The sequence below is a fragment of the Curtobacterium sp. BH-2-1-1 genome (assembly GCF_001806325.1).
In the GTDB taxonomy this organism is placed as follows: domain Bacteria; phylum Actinomycetota; class Actinomycetes; order Actinomycetales; family Microbacteriaceae; genus Curtobacterium.
In genome coordinates this window covers 1154944-1177367 of sequence record NZ_CP017580.1, presented here as the reverse complement: position 1 = coordinate 1177367, position 22424 = coordinate 1154944, and the positions used below count along the sequence as shown (strand labels likewise).

Here is a 22424-nt window from a genome sequence, read left to right as displayed (position 1 = left end):
CGATGTACCCCGGATCGCGAAGGAGAGCGACATGAGCACCACCGTCAGCACCGACACCCGAGCCGAGGTCACGCTCGACACCGAGACCGTCGACACGATCGCCATCCTCGAAGCCCAGGCCGAACCGCACGCCCGCCCGGCCCGCGCCAAGCTCACCTGGACGCAGGAGGACGACGGCGAGTGGGTCGCCAACTACGGCGGGTACTTCGGCGGATCGGTGGACAAGCGGGACGACCGCTACGTCGCCTCGGACACGTTCGGCCTCGTCGTCGGCGACTTCGCGTCGCTCGAGCAGGCACAGGCGAAGCTCGCGGACCAGCTGCACGTGATGCTGCCGTCCGTGATCCGCCCGGTCGACTAGCACGTCGCTCCCCGGAGCACCGCACCACCCCGCACCACAGCAGCACGCACCAAGAGGAGCACGACCATGAGCACGCCCGTCGACGACCACCAGCACGCCGAGGTGACCGTCGACACCGCCACCATGGTCGCGATCACCGGCATGGACGCCCACGTCGACCTCGTCGTCGACACCGACGTCGACGAGCCGGTCCACCCGCGCATCCTCTGGTCGCGGCCCGACACGGGGCTCTGGGCGGCGAACTACGGCGGCTACTACGGCGGGACCGTCGACCGCCAGGGTGCGCACTACTTCGTGTCCGACACCTTCGGGCAGTACGTCGGCGACTTCCGGTCGCTCGAGGAAGCCCAGCTGCGGCTCGCCGAGCGGCTCCACGTGCTCCTGCCGGACGTGCGTCGCGACGGCGCCTGACGCTCTGGACTGCGGGCCCGGATCACGTCAGCCGATCGGCTGACGTGATCCGGGCCTCCTGTCTGTCATGCTCTCGACGTGGGCCGACGCTCGGCCCGGACCGGGGGGACCATGACGTCGGACGAGCACGCGACCATCCCGCACCGAGCGGGCCCGTCTGCACGCGCGGTGCTGGCGACGTGCGTCGTCGCGGCACTCGTCCTGCTCGCCGGGCTCGTCGTCGTCACCTCGTCGCCCGCGCCGCTGCGCGCGCTGGGCGCGAGCGGCGTCTGCGGCGGGTGGTCGGACGACGAGCCCGGACGTGACGAGACCCGGATGTCCGCCGGGTTCGTCCTGCGGAACCCGTCCGACCGGCCCGTCACGCTCCGGGGCGTCCGTGCGACGTGGGACTCCGGGCTCCGCTCGGTGCGCGTCGTCCTCGCGGAGAAGGTCCGGGGATCCGGCACGGGCGCACTGATGGGCGACACCGCGAGCGTCGTCGACGGCGCACAGGTCCTCGACGCCGACGGCACGGTGATCGCGCCGCACCACGACGTCCGGGTCGTCGCCGAGATGCGCTCGAGGAGCCTGGCGCACGGCGGACACCTGACCGGGCTCCGGGTGACGACGGCCGGGCCGCTGGGCACCCTGCGGACCCAGGACCTGTCGGACGTGACCGTGGGGATGACCACGCCGGGGTCCGACGTCTGCTGAGCGGGGTGGCTACGCGACCCGCTCGATGAGCTGCGGCCCGTCGTTCCTGACGCTGTTCACCGCACGCGAGACCTCGTACTGGTCGAGGCCCGCCGCGACCGTCAGCGACTCGTGGTCGAGCAGGGCGAGCAGGTCGTCCTGTCCGAGGCCGCCCTGCTCGGTGTCCAACCAGGCGTCGTAGCCGTCCGGGGTGAGGAACGCCGGCATGCGGTCGTGCACCTCGCCCGGGGCCACGTGGGCGTCCCGCGTGATGATCGCCAGGGACAGCCGCCACTTGTCCGGGTCGCTGTCGGGCTTCGTGGGGTCGGGCCAGGCGCTCACGACGCCGGCCATCGCGAGGGCGCCGCCGGGTTCGTGGACGAAGTGCGGTTCCTTGCCGTCCTCGCGCACGACCCACTCGTAGTAGCCCTGGGCGGGGACGATGCAGCGGTTCGTCGCGAACGCCCGCTTGAACATGCCGCTCGTCGCGACGGTCTCGATGCGGGCGTTGATCGGTTTCGGGCGCTGCTTCTGGAAGTCCTTCGCCCAGCTCGGCACGAACCCCCAGCTGATCTGCGGGAGTTCGCGCTGCCCGTGCCGCTGCCGGACCGCGAAGACCGGGTCGGTCGGTGCGACGTTCCAGCTCGGGACCAGGCCGGTGCCGACCACGCCGGTGTCCTCGTCGACGTGCTCGGTCCGGTCGGCGAGCTCACCGATCAGTTCCGGCAGCAGATCGGCCGTGGTGTCGGAGACGACGAACCTTCCACACATGCGCCCAGTGTGCCCGGTGCCACCGACACGCGCTCACGCGCCCGGGAGGGCCAGCTTGTACACCTGCCACCCGGTGCGGAAGACGGTCCGGGGTTCCTGCTCGCGGGCCTCAGTCACCGGGCAGCCGCACCTTCGAGCCGTCGACCCCGTGCTTCCCCGAGCCGGCGTCCGCGGCCGGCGGGTCGACCGCGAGGGCTGCGAGCCGCGCGCGCTCTGACCGGCCGAGCCGCACCACGAGGTCGGGCAACGTGCAGACGTACACCGCTGCCCACAGCAGCGTGATCGGCCGCACGTCGCTGCGCGCGAAGGCCGCGATCCCGAGCAGTGCGACCCCGCCGAGGAGCGGGGCGAGCCGCGTCAGCCGCCGGACCAGCCCGCGCTGCAGGAGTCCGACGTCGGTCAGCACCGCCGCACGGTCCTCGGGGGTCACCGGGAGCGGCCGTCTCGCCAGGTAGGGCTGCACCGACCACCGCACACTCATCTGCCAGTCCGGCCGGACCTGTCGCCCGTTGATGGTCGCTGCCGGGTCGAGCGGACGGTCGGTCCGGAAGGCGGAGAACACGATCGAGCCGAGCCCGAGGGACACGAGCGCGATGACCACGACCGGTCGGACGGGCCCCGTGCCGGCCCAGCCGAACGCGAGCTGCAGCACGACGGCGCCGACCAGCACGACCACGGAGCACGCGGCCGCGATCCACACGGCACGACGGGCGCGTGCGGGATCGACCACCGTGGGGATCCGCTCCCGCAGCACCTGCCACCCGAGTCTGAACACGAGGTTCCGTCTACTCCGTGAAGCTGACAGCGGTGGGGCCGGACACGCCCGACGCGTCCTCATCGACCGACCGCCGCCGCCCGCCGTTGCGCCCCGCTCCAGCGGTCGTCCAGGAACGCACGATGCGCTCGTGCCATGAGTCTCGACATCGTCTACACCGCCGCCGCCCACGCCACCGGAGGCGGCCGCGACGGACACGTGCGCAGCGAGGACGACCGCCTCGACCTCGACACCCGTCCGCCGAAGGAGATGGGCGGCAGCGGCGAGGGCACGAACCCCGAGCAGCTCTTCGCCGCCGGGTACGCCGCGTGCTTCCTCGGGGCGCTCCACGCCGCGGGCCGGGAGCTCGACGTCGACACGACCGGCGCCGAGGTCTCGGCCGAGGTCGGCATCGGCGGCGCCGGCAACGGGGGCTTCGGCCTCGCGGTCGAGCTCGACGTGTACGCGCCGGCCGCCCGACCCGAGCAGCGTCAGCGTCTCGCCGAGCGCGCGCACGAGATCTGCCCCTACTCGAACGCCACCCGCGGCAACATCACGGTCGCGCTGTCGATCGTCGACTAGCGTGCCGCCCGTGGTCACCGACGAGTCGCGTTGCCCCTGCCTGAGCGGCAACCCCTACGGCGAGTGCTGCGGCCCGCTGCACGCGGGCGCCGCGGCCCCGACCGCCGAGCGGCTCATGCGGTCGCGGTTCAGCGCGTTCGCCCTCGGCCTGCCCGAGTACCTGCTGCAGACGTGGCACCCGCGCACCCGCCCGGCGAGCCTCGAGCTCGACCCGGCCCAGCGCTGGACGCGGTTGGACGTCCTGTCGACGGAGTCCGGCGGCCCGTTCGACTCCCGCGGCACCGTCGCCTTCCGCGCGTGGTGGCGCACCGACGACGATCGGGGCACACTCGAGGAGACGAGCGACTTCGTGCGCGAGCACGGCCGGTGGTCCTACGTGGACGGCACGGTGTCCTGAGCGTCTCCGTCCGCAGACAGGAGCACACCGTGCCGGACCGTGACCTCGCCGCCTTCGGCGCCCACACCACCGCCGCCGAGGTCGTGGCGGGGCTCGACCTCCGGGGACGGACCGCCGTGGTGACCGGTGCCGCCTCGGGCATCGGCGTGGAGACAGCCCGAGCGCTCGCCGGGGCCGGCGCGACCGTGACCCTGGCGGTCCGCGACGTCGGGGCCGGACAGCGGGTCGCGGCGGACATCGCCCGCACCACCGGGCGCACGGCACCCGACGTCGCCGAGCTCCACCTCGACCGCCCGGCCTCCGTGGAAGCGTTCGCGGCGTCGTGGTCCGGGCCCCTCGACGTCCTGGTCGCCAACGCCGGGGTGATGGACAGCCCGGAGTCGTACACCTCGGCCGGGTGGGAGACGCAGTTCGCCACGAACCACCTCGGGCACTTCGCGCTGGCCCTCGGGCTGCACGAGGCGCTCGCCGCGGCGTCCGGCGCGCGGATCGTCTCGCTGTCGTCGAGCGGGCACGGCAGCTCGCCGGTCGTGTTCGAGGACCTGTTCTTCCGGCGTCGCCCGTACGAGCCCGGGCTCGCCTACGCCCAGTCCAAGACCGCCAACGTCCTCTTCGCCGTCGAGGTCGGACGACGATGAGCCGCCGACGGGATCACGGCGAACGCGTGCATGCCCGGAGGGATCTGGACGGGGCTGCAGAAGCACTGGGACCCGAAGGTGCTCGCGGCGACGAAGGTCTCCGCGGCGGACGTCGTCAAGTCCCCGGAGCAGGGCGCGGCGACGTCGGTGCTCCTCGCCACCGCTCCGGAGCTCGACGGCGTGAGCGGCCGGTACTTCGAGGACTGCCACGAGGCCGCCGTCGTCGACCGCATCACCGACGGGCTGCACGGCGTGCTCCCGTGGGCGCTCGACCCGGCCGCCGCCGAGCGGCTCTGGGACGTCTCGGTCGCGTTGCTCGACGCCGAGGCACGAGCTCGACGCTGACCGAGGCTCAGGCCCCGATGGTCTCCGGCAGGCCCACGGAGGCGCGCATCGCCCTCCGCACGTCGGCCTCGGCCGGCAGGAGCTCGTCCTGGTCACCGCTCAGGAAGAACCGGATCTGCCCGAGGGCCTGCTCGGCGAGCATGTCGAGCCCGTTCAGCACGCGCCCGCCGGCGTCCGCCCACCGGGTCGCGACGGCGGTCGGCCAGGGCTCGTAGGCCACGTCGAAGAGCACCGCGTCCGGCCCCGACGGCACGAGGTCGAGCGTGTCCGCCGCACCCCCGGGCAGCGTCGAGACGACGAACCCGTGACGGCTCCCCGGCAGCTCGGTCAGCGGGAGCACCTCGAGCGAGACCCCGAGCCGCACGGCCAGGTCGACGAGGTGTCCGGCCTTCGCGGTGTCGCGGAGGAACACCCGCACGAGCGACGCCCCGAGCCGCACGGCCGCGGTGAGGGCGCTCGCTGCGGTCGCACCCCCGCCGAGGACGGTCGCCTCGCCCGGGAGGTGTCCGAGCGCCTCGACCGGGCGCACGATCCCCTCGACGTCGGTGTTCGCGCCGGACCGCAGGACGGTGTCGCCGACCGTGCGGAACGCGATGGTGTTCGCGACGCCGAGCTCGTCGACGAGCGGGGTCGTCCGGTCGAGCATCGGCAGGACCTCGCGCTTGAGCGGCATGGTCAGGCTCAGGCCGCGCCAATCGGGACCCAGCCCCGCGACGAACGCGTCCAGTCCGCCGGACGCGACCTCGTGCCTCCCGTACGTGAACGGCACCCCGAGCACGTCGTAGGCCGCTGCGTGCAGCGTGGGGGAGAGGGAGTGGGCGATGGGGGAGCCGAGCACCGCGAGGCGGGTCCGGGAGGGGTCGGAGTACATGTCCCCGTCAGCCTATCCAGGCGTGTTCCGCGCCGAGCGCTTAGGTTAGGCTTACCTTCGTGATCCGAACTCCCTCCCGCTTCCGCCGAGCGCTCGCCGCTGCCGGCGCCGTCGTCGCAGCGTCCCTCGTCCTCGCCGGGTGCGCCTCCGGCTCCGGTTCGTCGTCCGACGACGCCGCGACCACGTCCGCCGACGGCCAGTTCCCGGTGTCCATCACCACCGCCCTCGGCACCACGAAGATCGACTCGCAGCCGAAGCGCGTCGTCGCCCTCGGCTGGGGCGACGCCGAGACCGCGCTCGAACTCGGCGTGCAGCCCGTCGGCGCGAGCGACTGGCTCGCGTTCGGTGGCGACGGCGTCGGGCCGTGGCTCAAGGGCGCGTACACGAAGTCGCCGAAGATCATCCAGACGCTCGAGCCGAGCTACGAGGACATCCTCAAGCTCAAGCCCGACGTGATCCTCGACGTGAAGTCGTCGGGTGACAAGGACCGCTACGCGAAGCTCTCCGCGATCGCACCGACCGTGGCGATCCCGAAGGGCGGCGAGAACTACCTCGCGTCGACCGAGCAGCAGACCACGATGATCGCGAAGGCGCTCGGCAAGGAGGCCGCGGGCAAGAAGCTCCTCGCCGGCCTCGACGACGCCTACGCCGCCGCCCGCAAGGCGCACCCGGACTTCGAGGGCAAGTCGGCGGTCGTCGGCGCCTACACGTCCGAGGGCTTCGGGGCCTACGCCTCGACGGACAGCCGCTCGACGTTCATGCGGAACCTCGGCTTCACGATCCCGAAGGCGATCGACGAGCAGGCCGGCAAGGCGTTCTCGGTGCACCTGTCGGACGAGAACCTCGACCTGCTGGACGCCGACCTCACGCTGATCCTGCCGATCTACGTCGAGGCGTCCAAGGCCGAGTCCGACCCGCTCTTCCAGAAGGTGCCGTCGGTCGAGGCCGGGCACGCCATCGTGTTCGACGACCCGGACGTGTCGTCGGCGTTCTCGATGGGGACCACCGCCGCGATCGAGTGGGCGCTCGAGAAGCTGCCGGACGAGTTCCAGGCGAAGCTCGGCTGACGCCGACGCGGAACGACGGGAGGCGCGGTGCCAGCTGGCACCGCGCCTCCCGTCGTCCTGTGGTCGCGTCGCGAGCCGGCGTCCGGCCCGTCGCGACGCTGCGGTCAGGCGCCGAACGTCGAACCGAGGAACGCGAAGAGCAGAGCGATCAGCGGGAACGACCCCTGCACGAACGCGGAGTTGAGGTACCGGCGACCCGTCCCGAGCAGGACCACGGCGGCACCGAGCATCGACGCCGTCGAGAACACCACGAGCGTCCACCCGGTGGCCCCGTTGCCCGTGACGGCGAGCACCACACCGAGGATCGCGCCGATCGCGAGGAACAGGTTGTAGAAGCCCTGGTTGAACGCCATCGAGCGGGTGGCCTGGACCTCGGTCTCGGACGACAGGCCGAAGATCTTCCGCACGCGGGGACTCGTCCACGCGACGGACTCGAGGAAGAAGATGTACACGTGCACGAGGCCCGCGAGGACCGCGAACACGCACGAGATCACGAGCAGGACCGACATGGTCCCCATTCTCGCAGTTCCGAAGGCGTGCTCAGTTCCCGCTCAGGTTCCGGTCGCCGGCCGCCGACGTAACCGACACCTGCCGAGCGGTCGCGGCCGTTAGGCTCGGGGCATGAGCGACGACGACACCACGCCCCAGTACGACCCGGCGGCCGTCGCCGAACTGGCCAGCATCCGCCAGAGCATCGACAACATCGACGCCGCGGTCATCCACATGCTCGCCGAGCGCTTCAAGTACACCCAGCGGGTCGGTTACCTCAAGGCAGCAGCGGGGATGCCGGCGGCCGACCCGGGGCGCGAGCAGATCCAGGTCGCACGACTCCGCTCCCTCGCCGCCGAGTCGCACCTCGACCCCGCCTTCGCGGAGAAGTTCCTGAACTTCATCGTCGCCGAGGTCATCCACCACCACGAGCAGATCGCCGGCGGCGACGAGTGAGCGACGCGCTCCCGACGCTGCTCGTCGGCTCGTACACGGCCACCGGCGGCGGGAACGCGACGGGCATCTCGATCGTGCCCGGAGGACCGGTCGGGACTGCGGACGGCGGCGCGCCGACGGCTCGCACCGTCGCGGTCATCGACGACCCGTCGTTCCTGGCCGTCTCCGGTGACCGGGTCTACGCCGTGTCCGAGACGGCCGACGGCGGTGTCTCGGCCTTCCGCCTGGGCGGCTCGTCGCTCGAGCACCTCTGGGACGCTCCGGCCGGCGGCGACGCCCCGTGCCACGTGCGCGTCGACCCGTCCGGTGCGCTCGTCGTCACCAACTACGTCTCCGGCACCGTCACGGCGGTCTCGCTCGCCGCAGCGGAGTCGCACGCCGCGTCGGTGCTCGGCAGCGACGGGCTGATCGGCGCGCACGGCAGCGACGACCAGGTGACGGTGCCCGCGTCGGCGCTCGTCACCGAGGTCCTCCCCGACGCCACCGGCCCCGTCGAGGACCGGCAAGAGGGCCCGCACGCCCACCAGTCGACCGCGACGCCGGACGGCACCGTGCTCGTGGCGGACCTCGGCGGCGACGCCCTGCACGAGTTCCGGATCACGGACGCCCCGAGCATCGAGCAGGTCCGCGTCCACCACGTCACCCCGGGTGTCGGACCGCGGCACCTCGCCTGGTACGAGGGCGACCTCATCGTGGCCGGTGAGCTCGACGGCCGGGTCCACCGCCTCCGCCGCGACGGCTCGGGGTCGTTCGTGTCGATGGCCTCCGCGGCGACCTTCACCGGCGAGGTCGGCGAGTCGCTCCTCAGCCACATCGAGGTCGACGAGGCCGGGCGCGTGTACGTCGCGGTGCGCGGGCGTGACCTCGTGGTGGTGCTCGACGCATCCGACGGCGGGCTGTCGCTCGTGGGGTCGGCGTCCTCCGGTGGGGTGTGGCCCCGGCACTTCGCACGGGTGCCCGGCTTCCTCCTCGTGGCGAACCAGATGTCCGACGCGATCGCGGTCCTGCCCCTCGGCGAGGACGGTGTCCCGGGCGAGGCCGTCGCGCAGATCGCGGTCGGCACGCCGGCGTGCGTCGTCCCGGTCGTCGTGCCGGTCTGAGACTGACCCCATGGACGCGTCCTACACCCTCGTCCCCGGCCCGCCTCCCCTCGACGACTCCCTCCGGCTGCGCCGTGACTCCGGCCTGACGCCGAAGAACGCCGACCAGGGCGCCGGAGCGATCGCCGGCAGCTGGTCCGCGTGCCACGTCCTCGATCCCGACGGGCGACCCGTCGCGATGGGCCGGACGATCGGCGACGGCGGCTGGTACTTCCACATCGCCGACATCGCGACCGACCCGGCCCACCAACGCCGGGGGATCGGTCGTGCGGTGGTCGCCTGGCTCGTCGCGGACATCCGCTCCCGGGCGCCCCGTGGCGCGTACGTCACCCTCGTCGGCGACCCGCCCGGGCAGCGGCTCTACCGATCGCTCGGCTTCGACGACGTGGCACCGGGCCTCGGGATGGCGCTGCTGACCGACTGACCGGCCGGCCGGGTGGTCAGGACTCGATGACGTTCTCGAACGGTCGGCCCTCGGCCAACGCGGCCACCTGACGGCGCATCAGCTCGATCGACCGCGGCACGCTGAGGTCCGTGTTGCCGCCGACGTGCGGCGTCAGGACCGTGTTCGGCGTCGTCCAGAGCGGGTGCCCGTCGGGCAGGGGTTCGGGATCGGTGACGTCGAGCGCTGCCGAGAGCCGTCCGGACCGCAGCTCGGCGACGAGGGCATCGGTGTCGACGACCTTGCCGCGGGCGACGTTCACCACGAGGGCGCCGTCGGGCAGCGCGGCGAGCAGGTCGGCGTCCACCAGCCGTTCGGTCTCGTCCGTCAGCGGGGCGATGAGCACCAGGACGTCGGTGGTCGCGGCGAGCTCCGGGAGCTCGCCGAACGCGTGGACCTGCCGGCCGTCCTGCTCACGCGCGGTCCGCGCCACCACGGTGACCTCGGTGCGGAACGCCTCGAAGCGGGTCGCGATGGCGGACCCGATCGCGCCGTAGCCGACCACGGTCACGCGACGGTCGGCGAGGGACCGGGTGGTCCGGGCGTCCCAGACGCCGTTCGCACGGTCGGCCTGGAACGCCCCGAGCTCGCGCAGTGACGTCAGCGCGAGCCCCACCGCGAGTTCGGCGGTCTCGTCGTCGTGGATGCCGCGGCCGTTCGCGAGCTGCGCGTGGCCGGGGACGTGCGGGACGGCGTGCTCGTACCCGGCGCTCGGCAGCTGCAGGAGCCGCAGGTTCGGCAGGTCGTGCACGTACTGCCACCGGTGCCGCCCACCGAAGTAGAACGGCAGGAAGGCGATGGCCACGTCGTCGGGGCGTCCGTACGGTGCCTCGACGTCCCACACGTCGAGCTCGATGCCCTCCTGCACGGGGCCGAAGCGATCGACGAGTCCACGGAACGGCAGGGTGACGACGGGCATCAGTCGGTGCCCGTCGTCGTGGCGCTGCGGTCCGACCCGTTCAGGAGTCGGTCCGCGGCGAGAACGAGCCGTGGTCGTCGAGCGGACCCCGACCGACGTAGCCCTCGGTCACGTCCTCGACGATGACGTCCCCGAAGCGGCTCGGGAGCGTGGCGCCGTGGGTGCCGCGCAGCTCGTCGATCGTCGCCTCGAACGCACCCTGGACCTCGAGCGACCCGCTCGTGGCGTCCGTGACACCGATGCGGAGCACCGGGAAGCCGCGGCCGTCGCAGAGGCCCTGGAAGCGGACGTCGTCCTCGCGCCGAACGGTCACGATCACGCGGCCGGTCGACTCGGAGAACAGTGCGGTGGCGGTGTCGACGCCGTCGCGGGCCTCGAGCTCGTCGAGCACGACGCGGGCACCGAGCCCGAACCGGAGCACCGACTCGGCGAGGGTCTGGCCGAGGCCGCCGTCCGCCAAGTCGTGGGCGCTCGTGAGCAGCTGCTCGTTCGCCGCGGCGTGCAGGAGGTCCGCGAGGGCCTTCTCACGCTCGAGGTCGACCGCCGGCGGACGGCCACCGAGGTGCCCGTGCACGGTGCCGGCCCAGGCCGACCCGTCGAGCTCGAGCGACGTGGTGCCGAGCAGGTAGATGTTGTGGCCGTCGTCCTGCCAGCCGGAGGGCACGCGCAGCGCCACGTCCTCGATCACGCCGAGGACACCGACGACCGGGGTCGGGTGGATCGGCGTGGTGCCGGTCTGGTTGTAGAACGACACGTTGCCGCCCGTGACCGGGATCCCGAGCTCCATGCAGCCGTCGGCGAGCCCCTCGACCGCTTCGGAGAACTGCCACATGACCTCGGGGTTCTCGGGGGAGCCGAAGTTCAGGCAGTCGGTCACGGCGGCCGGGACGGCACCGGTGACGGCGACGTTCCGGTACGCCTCGGCGAGGGCCAGCCGGGCGCCCTGCTTCGGGTCGAGCTGGCAGTAGCGGCCGTTCGCGTCGGTGGCGATCGTGACGCCGAGCCCGGTCTCCTCGTCGACGCGGATCATGCCGCCGTCGTCGGGGAAGGAGAGCGCCGTGTTGCCGAGCACGTAGGTGTCGTACTGGTTCGTCACCCAGTTCTTCGACGCCAGGTTCGGGGAGCCGAGCAGCTGCAGGAACTGCGCCTTGAGGGCGGGCCCGTCGGCCGGGCGGTCGAGCGATGCAGCCGAGTCGGCCTGCAGCGCGTCGATCCAGGTCGGGTAGGCCACGGGGCGGTCGTAGACCGGGCCGTCGACGGCGACCGTGCGCGGGTCGACGTTCACGATCTCCTGGCCCTGCCAGTCGATGACGAGCCGGCCGGTGCCGGTGACCTCGCCGAGGACGCTGGTCTCGACCTCCCACTTGCCGACGACGCTGAGGAACTCGTCGAGCTTCTCGGGGCGGACGACCGCCATCATGCGCTCCTGGCTCTCCGACATGAGGATCTCCTCGGCGGTGAGCGTGGGGTCGCGCAGCAGGACGTCGTCGAGCGAGATGTGCATGCCGCCGTCGCCGTTCGAGGCGAGCTCGCTCGTGGCGCACGAGATGCCGGCGGCACCGAGGTCCTGGATGCCCTCGACGAGTTCCTTCTGGAACAGCTCGAGGCAACACTCGATGAGCACCTTCTCGGCGAAGGGGTCGCCGACCTGGACGGCGGGACGCTTGGTCGGGCCGCCCTCGGTGAAGGTGTCGGACGCCAGGATCGACGCGCCGCCGATGCCGTCGCCACCGGTGCGGGCACCGAAGAGCACGACCTTGTTGCCGGCACCCGAGGCGTTCGCGAGGTGCAGGTCCTCGTGGCGGAGGACCCCGACCGCGAGGGCGTTCACCAGCGGGTTGCCCTGGTACACCGGGTCGAAGTAGGTCTCGCCGCCGATGTTCGGCAGGCCGAGGCAGTTCCCGTAGAACGAGATGCCGCCGACCACACCGTGGACGACGCGCTGCGTGTCCTCGTGGTCGATCGCGCCGAAGCGGAGCTGGTCCATCACGGCGACCGGGCGGGCGCCCATCGAGATGATGTCGCGGACGATGCCGCCGACACCGGTCGCGGCGCCCTGGTACGGCTCGACGTAGGACGGGTGGTTGTGCGACTCGACCTTGAAGGTCACCGCCCAGCCGTTGCCGACATCGATGACACCGGCGTTCTCGCCCATGCCGACCATGAGGTTCTTCGTCATCTCCGGCGTGACCTTCTTGCCGAACTGCCGGAGGTAGTTCTTCGAGGACTTGTACGAGCAGTGCTCGGACCACATCACGGAGTACATCGCCAGCTCGCCCGAGGTGGGGCGGCGGCCGAGGATCTCGCGGATCTTCGCGTACTCGTCGGCCTTCAGCCCGAGCGCCTCGTACGGCTGCTCCTTGTCGGGCGTGGCTGCGGCGTCCTGGACGGTGTCGGGCTTCGGGCGGACGTGTGTCGTCACGGTGGTGTCGTTCCCTGTCACTGGAGTCGTGTTCGTCGGCGTGGTCGTCACTTGACGAGCGTCGACTCGATCACGGAGGTGAAGAAGGTGAGGCCGTCCGTGCCGGAGGCCATCGCCGCGGGGGTGTCCGGGCCGAACCCGGGCTCCGTCGCGTGCTCGGGGTGCGGCATCAGGCCGACGACGTTGCCGCGCTCGTTGGAGACGCCCGCGATGTCGTCGATCGACCCGTTCGGGTTCACGCCGACGTAGCGGAACACGACCTGGCCGTTGTCCTCGATGCGCTTGATCTCGTCGGCGTCCGCGACGAAGCGGCCGTCGGCGTTCTTCAGCGGGATGGTGATCTCCTGCTGGGCCGTGAAGCCGCTCGTCCACGCCGTGGCGCTGGTCTCGACGCGGAGCTTCTGGTCGCGCCGGATGAACTGCTGGTGCGCGTTGCGGGTGTGCGCGCCCGGGACGAGTCGCGCTTCGGCGAGCATCTGGAAGCCGTTGCAGATGCCGAGCACGGGCATCCCCTTGCCGGCGGCGTCGATGACCTCGGCCATGATCGGGGCCTTCGCCGCGATCGCACCGGCACGCAGGTAGTCGCCGTAGGAGAACCCGCCGGGGAGGACGATCGCGTCGACGCCCTGCAGGTCGTGGTCGCCGTGCCAGAGCGCGACGGGGTCGGCGCCGGCGAGGCGGACCGCGCGCTGGGCGTCGCGGTCGTCGAGCGAGCCCGGGAACGTGATGACGCCGATGCGCACCGGTGTCACTCGCCTTCGACCGTCACGGACACGACGTCCTCGATGACGGCGTTGGAGAAGACGTCGGCGGCGATCTCGCGGACCTCGGCCAGCTTCTGGTCGTCGACCGGGCCGTCGACGGCCACCTCGAAGCGCTTGCCGATGCGGACGTTGGTCAGGTCTGCCTTGCCGAGACGGGCGAGGGCGTTGCCCACCGCCTTGCCCTGGGGGTCGAGGATCTCGGCCTTCGGCATGACCTCGACGACGATCGTTGGCACGTGTTCACTCCAGCACTTCGGGGATGGGTGGGACGCGAACAGTCTACGGGGCGCGCGCGGCGCGTCGGACGCGCTTGCGCTCGGTTGTTCGAAGGCGTACATTCCACTTGGAATAATCGGTACGGACCAGTCCAGGAGGCACGGATGGCGTCGCTCACGCCCCTCGCGTTCGCCGCGCTCGGGCTCCTCGCGGAGTCGCCCATGCACCCCTACGAGATGTTCCAGACGATGCTGCAGCGTCGCGACGACCAGAACGTCAAGGTCCGACCGGGCACGCTCTACCACCAGATCGGTCGCCTGGTGGACCTCGGCTACGCCGAGGCGCTCGGCACCGCGCGAGAAGGCAACCGACCGGAACGCACCACCTACGCGATCACCGACCACGGGCGCACCGCGCTCGAGGACGGCCTCCGCCGCATGATCGCCGAGCCCGCCGACGAGTACCCGGAGTTCCAACTCGCGGTCTCCCACGTCGACAACCTGAGCGCCGAGGACGCGGCGACCGCCCTGCGCGCCCGCGCCCGCGCACTCCGGACGGAACGCGAGCAGTACGACGAAGCCGCCACGGGCCTCCAGGCCAAGCGTCTCGCGGACCGCTTCTGGCTGGACGTGTCGTACGTCCGTGCCATGCTCACCGCGCAGATCGAGTGGCTCGACGCCGCGGCCGACCGGATCGCGAGCGGCGACATCCCCTGGGACGGCCCGGCCGTCCCCACCGACACAGGCACCACCACGAACAGCAAGGAACCCACTCGATGACCTCCGTCTCGACCACCACCGAGAAGAAGCCGTGGCCGGCCCTCTGGGCCCTCGTCGTCGGCTTCTTCATGATCCTCGTCGACTCGACGATCGTGTCCGTCGCGACGCCGACCATCGCCGCGAAGCTCGACGCCAGCATCAACTCCGTCATCTGGGTGACGAGCGCCTACCTGCTCGCCTACGCCGTGCCGCTCCTCATCACCGGCCGGCTCGGTGACCGCTTCGGCCCGAAGGTCATGTACCAGATCGGGCTCGTGGTGTTCACGCTCTCGAGCCTCTGGTGCGGGCTCGCCGGCTCGATCGAGGTGCTCATCGTGGCCCGTGTGGTCCAGGGGCTCGGTGCGGCGATGATGACGCCGCAGACGATGGCCGTGATCACGCGCATCTTCCCGCCGCAGAACCGCGGCGCGGCGATGGGCCTCTGGGGTGCCGTCGCCGGTGTCGCCTCGCTCGTCGGCCCGATCGTGGGCGGCCTGCTCGTCGACGGCTTCGGCTGGGAGTGGATCTTCTTCGTCAACGTCCCGGTCGGTGTGGTCGCGTTCGTGCTCGCGCAGCGCTTCGTCCCGTCGTTCGACCGGCACGGGCACCGCTTCGACACCCTCGGCATCGTCCTGAGCGCGGTCGGCATGTTCCTGCTCGTCTTCGGCATCCAGGAAGGCGAGACCTACGACTGGGGCACCATCACCGGCCCGATCTCGGTCTGGTCGCTCATCATCGCCGGCATCGTCGTGCTCGTCGCCTTCGTGGTGTGGCAGGGCGTGCAGAAGGGTGAGCCGCTCCTGCCGCTCGGCCTCTTCAAGGACCGCAACTTCACGCTCGCGAACATCGCCATCACCGCGGTCGGCGTCGCCATCTCGTCGTTCGCCCTGCCGATCATGCTCTGGGCGCAGGACGTGCTGACGTTCAGCCCGACCCAGGCGGCGCTGCTCCTCGTCCCGCAGGCCGTGCTCTCGGCCGGCCTTGCCCCGCTCGTCGGCAAGAACCTCAACCGGTGGAGCCTCCGCTGGGTCGCGGCGTTCGGACTCGCCTGCTTCTCCGGCGCGCTGTTCTGGTTCGGGTCGCTCCTGGCCTCGGGTGCCGACTGGGGCTGGGTGCTCCTGCCGTCGACGCTCCTCGGCCTCGCGAACGCCTGCATGTGGGGGCCGCTCTCGGTCTCCGCGACGCGCAACCTGCCGCCGAAGCTCGCCGGCGCCGGCTCGGGCGTCTACAACACCACGCGGCAGATCGGTGCCGTCCTCGGCTCGGCCGGCATCGCGGCGCTGATCGAGGCGCGGATCACGGCCAACTTCCCGGCGTCCACCGGCGGCACGAGCGCCGGCGGTGCGGAGCAGCAGGTCGGGGCGCTCCCGGCCTTCCTGCAGCAGCCGTTCGCCACCGCCATGGGGCAGTCGCTCGTGCTGCCGGCCGTGGTGCTCGGCATCGGGATCGTCGCCGCGCTGTTCCTGGCGAAGCCGAAGCAGACCGTGGCGTGGCAGCAGACCGGCGGCACGTCCGACGGGTCGCCCGCGTCTGCGTCCGACGGCAGCGTGGTGGGGTCCGAGCAGCGTCACGGTGTCCACGCCGCGGCACCCGCGCCGGAGACCGCCGAGGCCGAGCTCGCCGCGACCGACCACCACGGGCGGCACGCCGACGCCTAGCCCGAGCCAGCCCGGAGCCCCGGAGCCCCGTGTCGCACTGTGCGGCGCGGGGCTCCGTCGCGTGCGGGGCGACTTCGCGACAAGACACGTCGTGATCGACTCGTGGAACGTCGTTCTCTGCGCGTGCATCCACTGCGTGTGCATCGGTCGACAAGACACCCGTCGATCGACCGGCACGATGTCGATGTCGCGGCGTCACGACCGACACCGACACCGACCCCGCGTCACCCGCGGCGCTGCAGGTGCGCCCGGGTGAGCTCCGCCATCTCCTCGTCGGTGAGGGCGTCGACGGTGCGGGCCTCGCGGCGATCGGATCGCTGCCACCGGATGAACAGCGAGATGAGCACCGGCACGTCCGCGACCTCGGCGATGAACCACAGCAGGTCTCCGGCGAGGTGCTGGTCGCGCAGGGGCGACGGGAACCACGGCTGCCCGACCGCCGCCGTGACCGACCCGTCGAGCACGTGGTTCGTGATCCGGAGCACGATGCCCGGGATCGCGTCCGCCATGAGCTCGACGAACGCGAGCAGGAACTCCATCGTGACGAACGTCGACGAGCGGAGGATCCCCGGCTCGGACAGCGGGGTCAGCAGGGCGAACCCGAGCATCGGCACGAACACCGTGATCGCCGTCGCCCAGACCGGGGACTCGCGGATCGTCGACGAGAACGGGGTGAGCAGCACGCAGAACAGCGCGAGGGCGATCAGCGGCGACACGACCGCGTTGCCGAGGACCCGTGCCGGACGCGATGCGAGCGCTGCGGAGGCTGCCTGCGCGAGGCGAGCCGGGCCTCCCGAGCGGAGCAACGAGACGGGCGCGGCGAACGCGGCGAAGGTGGGGACCGCGAAGAAGAGCAGGGCCAACCGCAGCACGAACGCCCACCGGAGGTCCTGATCGTGGATGCCGACGATCCCGAACTGCAGGATGCCGAACAGGACGAGCGCCCCGACGAAGGCGAGCGTCCGCCACCACGGCCACCGGGTGCCCCGCCTGGCGGCACCGACGACCCACCAGCCGTAGGTGACCGCAGCCACGGCGATGAGGACGGCCGCGAGCGGGTCGAGGTGCCACGTGCTCCAGAACTCGGGTGTCGACGGCGTGGGGTGCCTCCTCGAGGATCGTGCGGCCGACGACAATCCTCCGCCCGGCACGCGCCCCGGAGCAGCCCCTGCCGGTGAGAACCGGTTCAGATCCGGGCGGTGCTCCGCGTCGGCACGGTCCTCGTCAGGAGCCGGACCCCCACCGGCACGGCCAGTGCACCGAGCAGGGCGACCCCGAACGACAGGTGCAGCTGCATCACCGCGAAGGCCGGCCCGATCGTGCAGAGCGCCGCGACGGCGAGCACGGGCCAGGCCGGGCGATCGGTGCCGGGGACGAGCCGGGGGAGCGGCCGGTCGAACCGGCGCAGCGCCCGGGCGGTGCCGAGGGCGACCGCGAGGAGGACGACGAGGGCCACCCCACGGGTCGCCCACCACGTCGGCGACCCCGGCGCCGGGAACGGAACGCCGACGAGCAGGGCGACCCCGTTCAGCGCGATGAAGAGCGGCAGGTGCCAGAGGTAGATCGTCATCCTGTCCCGGCCGAGCAGGAAGACGGCGCCCTGGGCCGCGCGGGTGCGCATCAGCCGGGTGAGCGGGGCGTGCACGACCTGCACGAGGCAGGCCTGGGCGATGGCCAGCACGGCGAGTGGGAGCATCGGCGGGTTGAGGTCCTGCAGCATGTCCGGAGCCCAGAGCCCGATCGACGTCAGGGGCACGAGCACGCCGTACCCGGCCGCGGCGACGGCGACGAGCAGCACGCGCGATCGTCGGGCGAACCAGCCGTCGGCCCAGAGGAAGCCGAGCTGCTGCGCGAAGAGCCACACCGGGCCGAGGTTGAGGAGACCGATCTCTGCCGACCCGGTGGCGAAGCGCACGCCGTCGACGGCCGCGGCGAGCACGAGCAGTGCGCCGAGCGTGCGCCACGGAGCGCGTTCGTGGAGTCGCATCATGACCGGCACGCAGCACTGGGTGATCCCGTACGCGGCGAGGAACCAGAGCGGGGAGCCGATGCCGAACGCGACCTCGGCGAGGAGCCCCGGCGGCGTGCCGAGCAGCGTGGCGACGCCCAGGCCGAGCGCGAGCACCGCGAAGAGCGGGATCGCCGGCCGGAAGAGCCGCACGAGCCGCGTCGCCACGAAGTCCCGCGCGCCGCCGCCGCGCGCGACCGTGGAACGCCACCCCACGGCGCTGGCGAAGCCGCCGACCACGAAGAAGAGCGGCATCACCTGGCCGATCCAGGTCGCGGCGACGTACCAGGGGAGTTCCTGGAGCGGACTCGTCACCACGATGCCGCCCGCCCCCACGGCGACACCGACCATCGTGACGTGCACGAAGACGACGAGGACGACGCAGGCCGTCCGGATGAGGTCGACGACCAGGTCCCGCTGCGCGATGATCCCCCGGGCGTCCTGAGCGCTGTGCGCCTGCTGCGGCAGGCCCTGCTGCATGGACATGGCGGGACGGTAGCGCGGGTTCCCGCCCTCCCAGCGTCGTTCCAGCCGATCGCGATCCGATCGTGACACATCGTATTCCGCCAAGGGCATGCGTCCGGCAGCGTCCGGCATGCGTCCCGCACGTCGCGTCGGCGCGCACGAGGGCCGGGAGGCGCGGGTCGAGCCGGTCGACCGGCCCACCCGCGCCCCGGGTCGGCTCAGGCCCGCGGTGCGTCGAGCTCCACTGTCGTGTCGTCCGCGCGTGACGTCCGTCCGATCCGACCGATCGCTCCCGCGACGACGGCGCCGAGCACGGGGAAGACCAGGAACACCCACCACTGCGCGAGCCAGTCCGGCCCCGCGAACACCGCGGTGGCGAACGACCGCGCCGGGTTCAGCGACGCGTTCGAGATCGGGATGAGCGTGAGCAGCAGGATCGTCAGGGTCGCGCCGATGACCACGGGCGCCGGGACCGCGCTCCCGCGGGCTCCGGTCACGCGGAGGATCACCGTCACGAAGACGGCGGTCGCGATCGTCTCGGCGAGGGCGACGCCGAGCAGGGTGGAACCGCCGGGACTCTGCGCGTCGAAGCCGTTCGAGGCGAAGCCGCCGTCGAGCGTGCTCTGCAGGGCGGTGGCCGGTCCGAGCCCGGCGAACAGGACGAGGACGGCAGCCCCGGCCGTGCCGCCGACGAACTGAGCGACGAGGTACGGGACGACGTCCGCCCACCGGTGCCGGCCGGCGACCGCGAGGCCGATCGTCACCGCGGGGTTGAAGTGTCCCCCGCTGACGGGACCGAACGCACTCGCGCCGATCATCACCACGAGGCCGAGGGTGAGCGCGACACCGAGCAGCCCGATCCCGAGCGTGTTGTGCTCGTCGGGGAACACGGCGGTGGAGGTCGCGGCGCCGACGAGGGCGAACACGAGCAGGAAGGTCCCCGCGGCCTCGGCGACGAGGCGGGCGGGGAGCGCGGCTGGGGCGGGAGCGACTGGTGGTGCATCTGTCATGCCCCACCGTTCGCGCTCGACCATCGGATCGCCTGGTGTACAGTGGCGGTGTTGTCTTGATCTCTGCAAAAGAAAGGCTCAGCATGGACGTCGACGCCGACCTGCTCCGCGCCTCCGGTCTCCGGGTCACGACACCACGGCTGGCGGTCCTCCGCGCGACGGAGACCATGCCGCACGCGACCGCCGACGACATCGTCACCGCGCTCGCCGCCGAGCTGCCCACCACGAGCCACCAGGCGGTGTACGGCGTCCTCGCAGCACTGACCGGCGTCGGACTGGTCCGGCGCATCGAGCCCGCGGGCAGCCCCGCCCGGTACGAGCGACGGACCGGCGACAACCACCACCACATCGTCTGCACGATGTGCGGCGCGATCGAGGACGTCGACTGCGCCGTCGGCCACGCGCCGTGCCTCACCCCGTCCGAGACGCACGGCTTCGCCGTCACCACGGCCGAGGTCACCTACTGGGGCATCTGCGAACAGTGCGCCGCCGCCGAACGCGACGACACCGTGGCCGTCCCGGCCTGACCGCCGACACCCCGACCCGGGGACGACCGCAGTCGTTCCCGCTCCCGGCACCGAACCGGGACCACGAGCAACCCGAGCACCCCTGACCGAACCAACCGTTCCACCCAAGGAGGAACCGTGTCCGACCAGAACACGACGCCCGGCCAGCCGGCCGGCACCCCCACCACGACCACCAACTCCGGCGCGCCGGTGTCGAGCGACCAGCACTCCATGGGTGTCGGCGCCGACGGCCCCCTCGCGCTGCACGACCACTACCTGGTCGAGAAGCTCGCCCAGTTCAACCGTGAGCGCGTCCCGGAGCGGGTCGTCCACGCCAAGGGCGGCGGTGCCTTCGGTACCTTCACCGTCACGCAGGACATCAGCAAGTACACCCGTGCCGCGTTCCTGCAGCCGGGCAAGCAGACCGAGATGCTCGCCCGCTTCTCGTCCGTCGCCGGCGAGCAGGGCTCCCCGGACACCTGGCGCGACCCGCGCGGCTTCGCGCTGAAGTTCTACACCGAGGACGGCAACTACGACCTCGTCGGCAACAACACCCCCGTGTTCTTCATCCGCGACGGCATCAAGTTCCCGGACTTCATCCGCTCGCAGAAGCGCCTGCCGGGTTCGCACCTGCGCGACCACGACATGCAGTGGGACTTCTGGACCCTGTCGCCCGAATCGGCCCACCAGGTCACGTGGCTGATGGGCGACCGCGGTCTGCCGGCGTCGTGGCGCGAGATGGACGGCTTCGGCTCGCACACCTACCAGTGGATCAACGCCGAGGGCGAGCGCTTCTGGGTGAAGTACCACTTCCTCACGGAGCAGGGCCACAAGACCCTGACGCAGGAGGACGCCGACCGCATCGCCGGCGAGGACGCGGACTTCCACATCCGTGACCTGCACGCGGCCATCGAGCGCGGCGACAACCCGCGCTGGACCCTCAAGGTGCAGGTCATGCCCTACGCCGACGCCGAGGGCTACCGCTTCAACCCGTTCGACCTGACGAAGGTGTGGCCGCACGCGGACTACCCGCTCATCGAGGTCGGCACGATGGAGCTCAACCGCAACCCGGAGAACTACTTCGCGCAGATCGAGCAGGCGACCTTCGCCCCCTCGAACTTCGTTCCCGGCATCGCGGCGAGCCCCGACAAGATGCTCCTCGCGCGCATCTTCAGCTACGCGGACGCGCACCGCTACCGCGTCGGCACGAACCACGCGCAGCTGCCGGTGAACGCCCCGAAAAACGAGGTGCACTCGTACTCGAAGGACGGCGCGATGCGCTTCGACTTCCAGAAGTCCGAGGTCCCGGTCTACGCGCCGAACTCCCTCGGCGGTGCGCACGCCGACCCGGCCGCGACCGACGAGACCCCCGGCTGGGAGTCCGACGGCGCGCTGCAGCGCTCCGCCGCGACCCTCCACCCCGAGGACGACGACTTCGGTCAGGCCGGCACCCTGGTGCGCGAGGTCCTCGACGACGCCGCCCGTGAGCGCCTGGTCGGCAACATCGCCGGGCACGTCTCGAAGGTGACGCGCGACGACCTCCGCGAGCGAGTGTTCGCCTACTGGACGAACGTCGACGCCGACCTCGGCGCGCGCGTGCGCGCAGCGGTCGCGCCGAGCGCGCCCGGTTCGAACGAGGACCCGGAGAAGGTCGCGGTCGAGGCGTAAGCCCCGCTCTCACCAGACGGGAGGCGCGGTGCGGGTCGAACCCGCACCGCGCCTCCCGTCTGTCGTCCCGTCCTAGACCTGCTGGCCGTTCAGCCAGATGGGGCCGGCCGGCCAGTCCTCGAGCCGCTCGGCCACGGGGAGCACCATCCAGCCGCCCTGGTCGGTCATCGGCAGCCCGGCGCCCTCGGCCGTGAACGCCGTGTAGTCCGCGACGACGTCGTCGAACACGTGCCAGCCGAGGTTCGCGTAGAACGGCACCCGGTTCTCACCGGCACCGAGGAACCCGTACGGCACCGCCAGCCCCTCGAGCACAGCGTGCGCACGCTCCATCAGGTCGCGGCCCTTGCCGGTGCCCTGCAGTCGTGGCGACACCGCGACGAGGCCGGTGTCGCCGACGAGCACGTCCTGGCCGCCGACGGTGATGAACATCCGGCGGATCCCGACGTGGGCGAGGACGACGTCGTCGGCGTCACGGGCGAGCACGCGCCGCTCGGGCTGCATGCCCGCCCAGCTGCGGCCGCCCACGTACCAGTGCGACCAGTCCGGGAACGCCTGCCCCAGGAGCGCTGCGATCGCCTCGTGGTCGGGGAGCGACAGCGTGCTCTCCTCGACCACCTCCCACCGGATGTCCTCAGTCACGGGTCCATCCTGCCGGAGACCGTCCGTCCCGGTGC

The 22424-nt window shown here is 71.9% G+C and carries 27 protein-coding genes; 15 read left to right on the top strand and 12 right to left on the bottom strand.

The genetic code is table 11. The annotated features are described in order from the left end of the window. Positions 1-31 precede the first annotated feature (31 nt). From BJK06_RS05450 to BJK06_RS05440, 3 genes are all read left to right on the top strand, one after another. Positions 32-361: a hypothetical protein gene (locus BJK06_RS05450; RefSeq protein ID WP_070417032.1), complete on the top strand. Its 330-nt coding sequence runs from the start codon at positions 32-34 to the stop codon at positions 359-361. Positions 362-427: 66 nt separating this feature from the next. Further along, a complete protein-coding gene (locus BJK06_RS05445) occupies positions 428-772 on the top strand; it encodes a hypothetical protein (RefSeq protein ID WP_070417031.1) in 345 nt (114 codons plus the stop codon). A gap of 111 nt (positions 773-883) precedes the next feature. Continuing rightward, on the top strand, positions 884-1465 hold the full coding sequence (locus BJK06_RS05440; RefSeq protein ID WP_070417030.1) for a hypothetical protein: 582 nt from the start codon (positions 884-886) through the stop codon (positions 1463-1465). 9 nt (positions 1466-1474) lie between these two features. Here the strand turns inward: BJK06_RS05440 and BJK06_RS05435 are convergent, their stop codons facing one another. Next, the gene (locus BJK06_RS05435; RefSeq protein WP_070417029.1) at positions 1475-2215 is read right to left on the bottom strand and encodes an SOS response-associated peptidase; all 741 of its coding nucleotides are present in this window, start codon (positions 2213-2215) and stop codon (positions 1475-1477) included. Between the two features lie 109 nt (positions 2216-2324). Beyond that, on the bottom strand, positions 2325-2990 hold the full coding sequence (locus BJK06_RS05430) for a hypothetical protein (RefSeq protein WP_070417028.1): 666 nt from the start codon (positions 2988-2990) through the stop codon (positions 2325-2327). A gap of 135 nt (positions 2991-3125) precedes the next feature. Here BJK06_RS05430 and BJK06_RS05425 point away from each other — a divergent pair, with 135 nt between their 5' ends. Genes BJK06_RS05425 through BJK06_RS19000 form a run of 4 tightly spaced genes read left to right on the top strand, consistent with a single transcriptional unit; the run spans position 3126 to position 4931 of the window. Beyond that, positions 3126-3551, top strand: coding sequence for an organic hydroperoxide resistance protein (locus BJK06_RS05425; RefSeq protein WP_070417027.1), 426 nt, complete (start codon positions 3126-3128; stop codon positions 3549-3551). 10 nt (positions 3552-3561) lie between these two features. Further along, complete coding sequence (locus BJK06_RS05420; protein ID WP_070419247.1) at positions 3562-3948, top strand: YchJ family protein; 387 nt, start codon at positions 3562-3564, stop codon at positions 3946-3948. A gap of 29 nt (positions 3949-3977) precedes the next feature. Then, positions 3978-4586 carry an SDR family NAD(P)-dependent oxidoreductase gene (locus BJK06_RS19005; RefSeq protein ID WP_258027720.1) on the top strand — a complete coding sequence of 203 codons (609 nt, stop codon included), beginning with the start codon at positions 3978-3980 and terminating at the stop codon, positions 4584-4586. 30 nt (positions 4587-4616) lie between these two features. After that, positions 4617-4931: a hypothetical protein gene (locus BJK06_RS19000; RefSeq protein WP_258027719.1), complete on the top strand. Its 315-nt coding sequence runs from the start codon at positions 4617-4619 to the stop codon at positions 4929-4931. 7 nt (positions 4932-4938) lie between these two features. On the opposite strand, the gene BJK06_RS05410 is transcribed toward BJK06_RS19000, so the two are convergent. Beyond that, complete coding sequence (locus BJK06_RS05410) at positions 4939-5802, bottom strand: shikimate dehydrogenase (protein ID WP_070417026.1); 864 nt, start codon at positions 5800-5802, stop codon at positions 4939-4941. A gap of 59 nt (positions 5803-5861) precedes the next feature. Between BJK06_RS05410 and BJK06_RS05405 the strand changes: the two genes are divergently transcribed. After that, entirely contained in the window at positions 5862-6869 is a 1008-nt protein-coding gene (locus BJK06_RS05405) for an iron-siderophore ABC transporter substrate-binding protein (RefSeq protein WP_070417025.1), read from the top strand. 104 nt (positions 6870-6973) lie between these two features. Here the strand turns inward: BJK06_RS05405 and BJK06_RS05400 are convergent, their stop codons facing one another. Continuing rightward, positions 6974-7378 (bottom strand): DUF1304 domain-containing protein, encoded by a 405-nt coding sequence (locus BJK06_RS05400; RefSeq protein WP_083295407.1) that lies wholly within the window; start codon positions 7376-7378, stop codon positions 6974-6976. Positions 7379-7490: 112 nt separating this feature from the next. Here BJK06_RS05400 and BJK06_RS05395 point away from each other — a divergent pair, with 112 nt between their 5' ends. From BJK06_RS05395 to BJK06_RS05385, 3 genes are read left to right on the top strand one after another with little or no spacing between them, the layout of a single operon-like run. After that, on the top strand, positions 7491-7814 hold the full coding sequence (locus BJK06_RS05395) for a chorismate mutase (protein ID WP_070417024.1): 324 nt from the start codon (positions 7491-7493) through the stop codon (positions 7812-7814). Then, positions 7811-8914, top strand: a complete 1104-nt coding sequence (locus BJK06_RS05390) for a beta-propeller fold lactonase family protein (RefSeq protein ID WP_070417023.1) — start codon at positions 7811-7813, stop codon at positions 8912-8914. Before BJK06_RS05395 ends, BJK06_RS05390 begins: the two co-directional genes overlap by 4 nt. Before the next feature lie 10 nt (positions 8915-8924). Further along, positions 8925-9338 (top strand): GNAT family N-acetyltransferase, encoded by a 414-nt coding sequence (locus BJK06_RS05385; RefSeq protein WP_070417022.1) that lies wholly within the window; start codon positions 8925-8927, stop codon positions 9336-9338. A gap of 16 nt (positions 9339-9354) precedes the next feature. On the opposite strand, the gene BJK06_RS05380 is transcribed toward BJK06_RS05385, so the two are convergent. The 4 genes from BJK06_RS05380 to purS are packed head-to-tail and all read right to left on the bottom strand — an operon-like array spanning position 9355 to position 13697. Beyond that, positions 9355-10275: a 2-hydroxyacid dehydrogenase gene (locus BJK06_RS05380; RefSeq protein ID WP_070417021.1), complete on the bottom strand. Its 921-nt coding sequence runs from the start codon at positions 10273-10275 to the stop codon at positions 9355-9357. Between the two features lie 40 nt (positions 10276-10315). Continuing rightward, positions 10316-12697 (bottom strand): phosphoribosylformylglycinamidine synthase subunit PurL, encoded by a 2382-nt coding sequence (gene purL / locus BJK06_RS05375; RefSeq protein WP_229085404.1) that lies wholly within the window; start codon positions 12695-12697, stop codon positions 10316-10318. 47 nt (positions 12698-12744) lie between these two features. Beyond that, positions 12745-13440 carry a phosphoribosylformylglycinamidine synthase subunit PurQ gene (purQ, locus tag BJK06_RS05370; RefSeq protein ID WP_070419245.1) on the bottom strand — a complete coding sequence of 232 codons (696 nt, stop codon included), beginning with the start codon at positions 13438-13440 and terminating at the stop codon, positions 12745-12747. 5 nt (positions 13441-13445) lie between these two features. Continuing rightward, complete coding sequence (gene purS / locus BJK06_RS05365) at positions 13446-13697, bottom strand: phosphoribosylformylglycinamidine synthase subunit PurS (protein ID WP_070417019.1); 252 nt, start codon at positions 13695-13697, stop codon at positions 13446-13448. A gap of 144 nt (positions 13698-13841) precedes the next feature. Between purS and BJK06_RS05360 the strand changes: the two genes are divergently transcribed. Together BJK06_RS05360 and BJK06_RS05355 are read left to right on the top strand one after the other, a co-directional pair. Then, a complete protein-coding gene (locus BJK06_RS05360; RefSeq protein WP_070417018.1) occupies positions 13842-14456 on the top strand; it encodes a PadR family transcriptional regulator in 615 nt (204 codons plus the stop codon). Continuing rightward, positions 14453-16093 carry a DHA2 family efflux MFS transporter permease subunit gene (locus BJK06_RS05355; RefSeq protein WP_258027718.1) on the top strand — a complete coding sequence of 547 codons (1641 nt, stop codon included), beginning with the start codon at positions 14453-14455 and terminating at the stop codon, positions 16091-16093. Before BJK06_RS05360 ends, BJK06_RS05355 begins: the two co-directional genes overlap by 4 nt. 224 nt (positions 16094-16317) lie before the next feature. On the opposite strand, the gene BJK06_RS05350 is transcribed toward BJK06_RS05355, so the two are convergent. From BJK06_RS05350 to BJK06_RS05340, 3 genes are all read right to left on the bottom strand, one after another. Continuing rightward, positions 16318-17244, bottom strand: coding sequence for a cytochrome c oxidase assembly protein (locus BJK06_RS05350; RefSeq protein WP_258027717.1), 927 nt, complete (start codon positions 17242-17244; stop codon positions 16318-16320). Positions 17245-17279: 35 nt separating this feature from the next. Further along, positions 17280-18587 (bottom strand): acyltransferase, encoded by a 1308-nt coding sequence (locus tag BJK06_RS05345; protein WP_258027716.1) that lies wholly within the window; start codon positions 18585-18587, stop codon positions 17280-17282. Positions 18588-18784: 197 nt separating this feature from the next. After that, positions 18785-19576 carry an aquaporin gene (locus tag BJK06_RS05340; protein WP_070419242.1) on the bottom strand — a complete coding sequence of 264 codons (792 nt, stop codon included), beginning with the start codon at positions 19574-19576 and terminating at the stop codon, positions 18785-18787. Between the two features lie 83 nt (positions 19577-19659). Here BJK06_RS05340 and BJK06_RS05335 point away from each other — a divergent pair, with 83 nt between their 5' ends. After that, positions 19660-20103, top strand: a complete 444-nt coding sequence (locus BJK06_RS05335; RefSeq protein WP_070417017.1) for a Fur family transcriptional regulator — start codon at positions 19660-19662, stop codon at positions 20101-20103. A gap of 210 nt (positions 20104-20313) precedes the next feature. After that, positions 20314-21750, top strand: a complete 1437-nt coding sequence (locus tag BJK06_RS05330) for a catalase (protein ID WP_258027743.1) — start codon at positions 20314-20316, stop codon at positions 21748-21750. Between the two features lie 72 nt (positions 21751-21822). On the opposite strand, the gene BJK06_RS05325 is transcribed toward BJK06_RS05330, so the two are convergent. Beyond that, positions 21823-22389 carry a GNAT family N-acetyltransferase gene (locus BJK06_RS05325; RefSeq protein WP_070417015.1) on the bottom strand — a complete coding sequence of 189 codons (567 nt, stop codon included), beginning with the start codon at positions 22387-22389 and terminating at the stop codon, positions 21823-21825. Between the last annotated feature and the right edge of the window lie 35 nt (positions 22390-22424).

Bases quoted from the DNA above. Each gene is read 5' to 3' on its own strand.
- BJK06_RS05440 (WP_070417030.1), top strand. From the start codon at position 884: ATGACGTCGGACGAGCACGCGACCATCCCGCACCGAGCGGGCCCGTCT.
- BJK06_RS19000 (WP_258027719.1), top strand. From the start codon at position 4,617: ATGCCCGGAGGGATCTGGACGGGGCTGCAGAAGCACTGGGACCCGAAG.
- BJK06_RS05410 (WP_070417026.1), bottom strand. From the start codon at position 5,802: ATGTACTCCGACCCCTCCCGGACCCGCCTCGCGGTGCTCGGCTCCCCC.
- BJK06_RS05335 (WP_070417017.1), top strand. From the start codon at position 19,660: ATGGACGTCGACGCCGACCTGCTCCGCGCCTCCGGTCTCCGGGTCACG.
- BJK06_RS05425 (WP_070417027.1), top strand. From the start codon at position 3,126: ATGAGTCTCGACATCGTCTACACCGCCGCCGCCCACGCCACCGGAGGC.
- BJK06_RS05345 (WP_258027716.1), bottom strand. From the start codon at position 18,587: ATGTCCATGCAGCAGGGCCTGCCGCAGCAGGCGCACAGCGCTCAGGAC.
- BJK06_RS05330 (WP_258027743.1), top strand. From the start codon at position 20,314: ATGGGTGTCGGCGCCGACGGCCCCCTCGCGCTGCACGACCACTACCTG.
- BJK06_RS05360 (WP_070417018.1), top strand. From the start codon at position 13,842: ATGGCGTCGCTCACGCCCCTCGCGTTCGCCGCGCTCGGGCTCCTCGCG.
- BJK06_RS05355 (WP_258027718.1), top strand. From the start codon at position 14,453: ATGACCTCCGTCTCGACCACCACCGAGAAGAAGCCGTGGCCGGCCCTC.
- BJK06_RS05400 (WP_083295407.1), bottom strand. From the start codon at position 7,378: ATGTCGGTCCTGCTCGTGATCTCGTGCGTGTTCGCGGTCCTCGCGGGC.
- BJK06_RS05395 (WP_070417024.1), top strand. From the start codon at position 7,491: ATGAGCGACGACGACACCACGCCCCAGTACGACCCGGCGGCCGTCGCC.
- BJK06_RS05380 (WP_070417021.1), bottom strand. From the start codon at position 10,275: ATGCCCGTCGTCACCCTGCCGTTCCGTGGACTCGTCGATCGCTTCGGC.
- BJK06_RS05450 (WP_070417032.1), top strand. From the start codon at position 32: ATGAGCACCACCGTCAGCACCGACACCCGAGCCGAGGTCACGCTCGAC.
- BJK06_RS05385 (WP_070417022.1), top strand. From the start codon at position 8,925: ATGGACGCGTCCTACACCCTCGTCCCCGGCCCGCCTCCCCTCGACGAC.
- BJK06_RS05340 (WP_070419242.1), bottom strand. From the start codon at position 19,576: ATGACAGATGCACCACCAGTCGCTCCCGCCCCAGCCGCGCTCCCCGCC.
- BJK06_RS05445 (WP_070417031.1), top strand. From the start codon at position 428: ATGAGCACGCCCGTCGACGACCACCAGCACGCCGAGGTGACCGTCGAC.
- BJK06_RS05435 (WP_070417029.1), bottom strand. From the start codon at position 2,215: ATGTGTGGAAGGTTCGTCGTCTCCGACACCACGGCCGATCTGCTGCCG.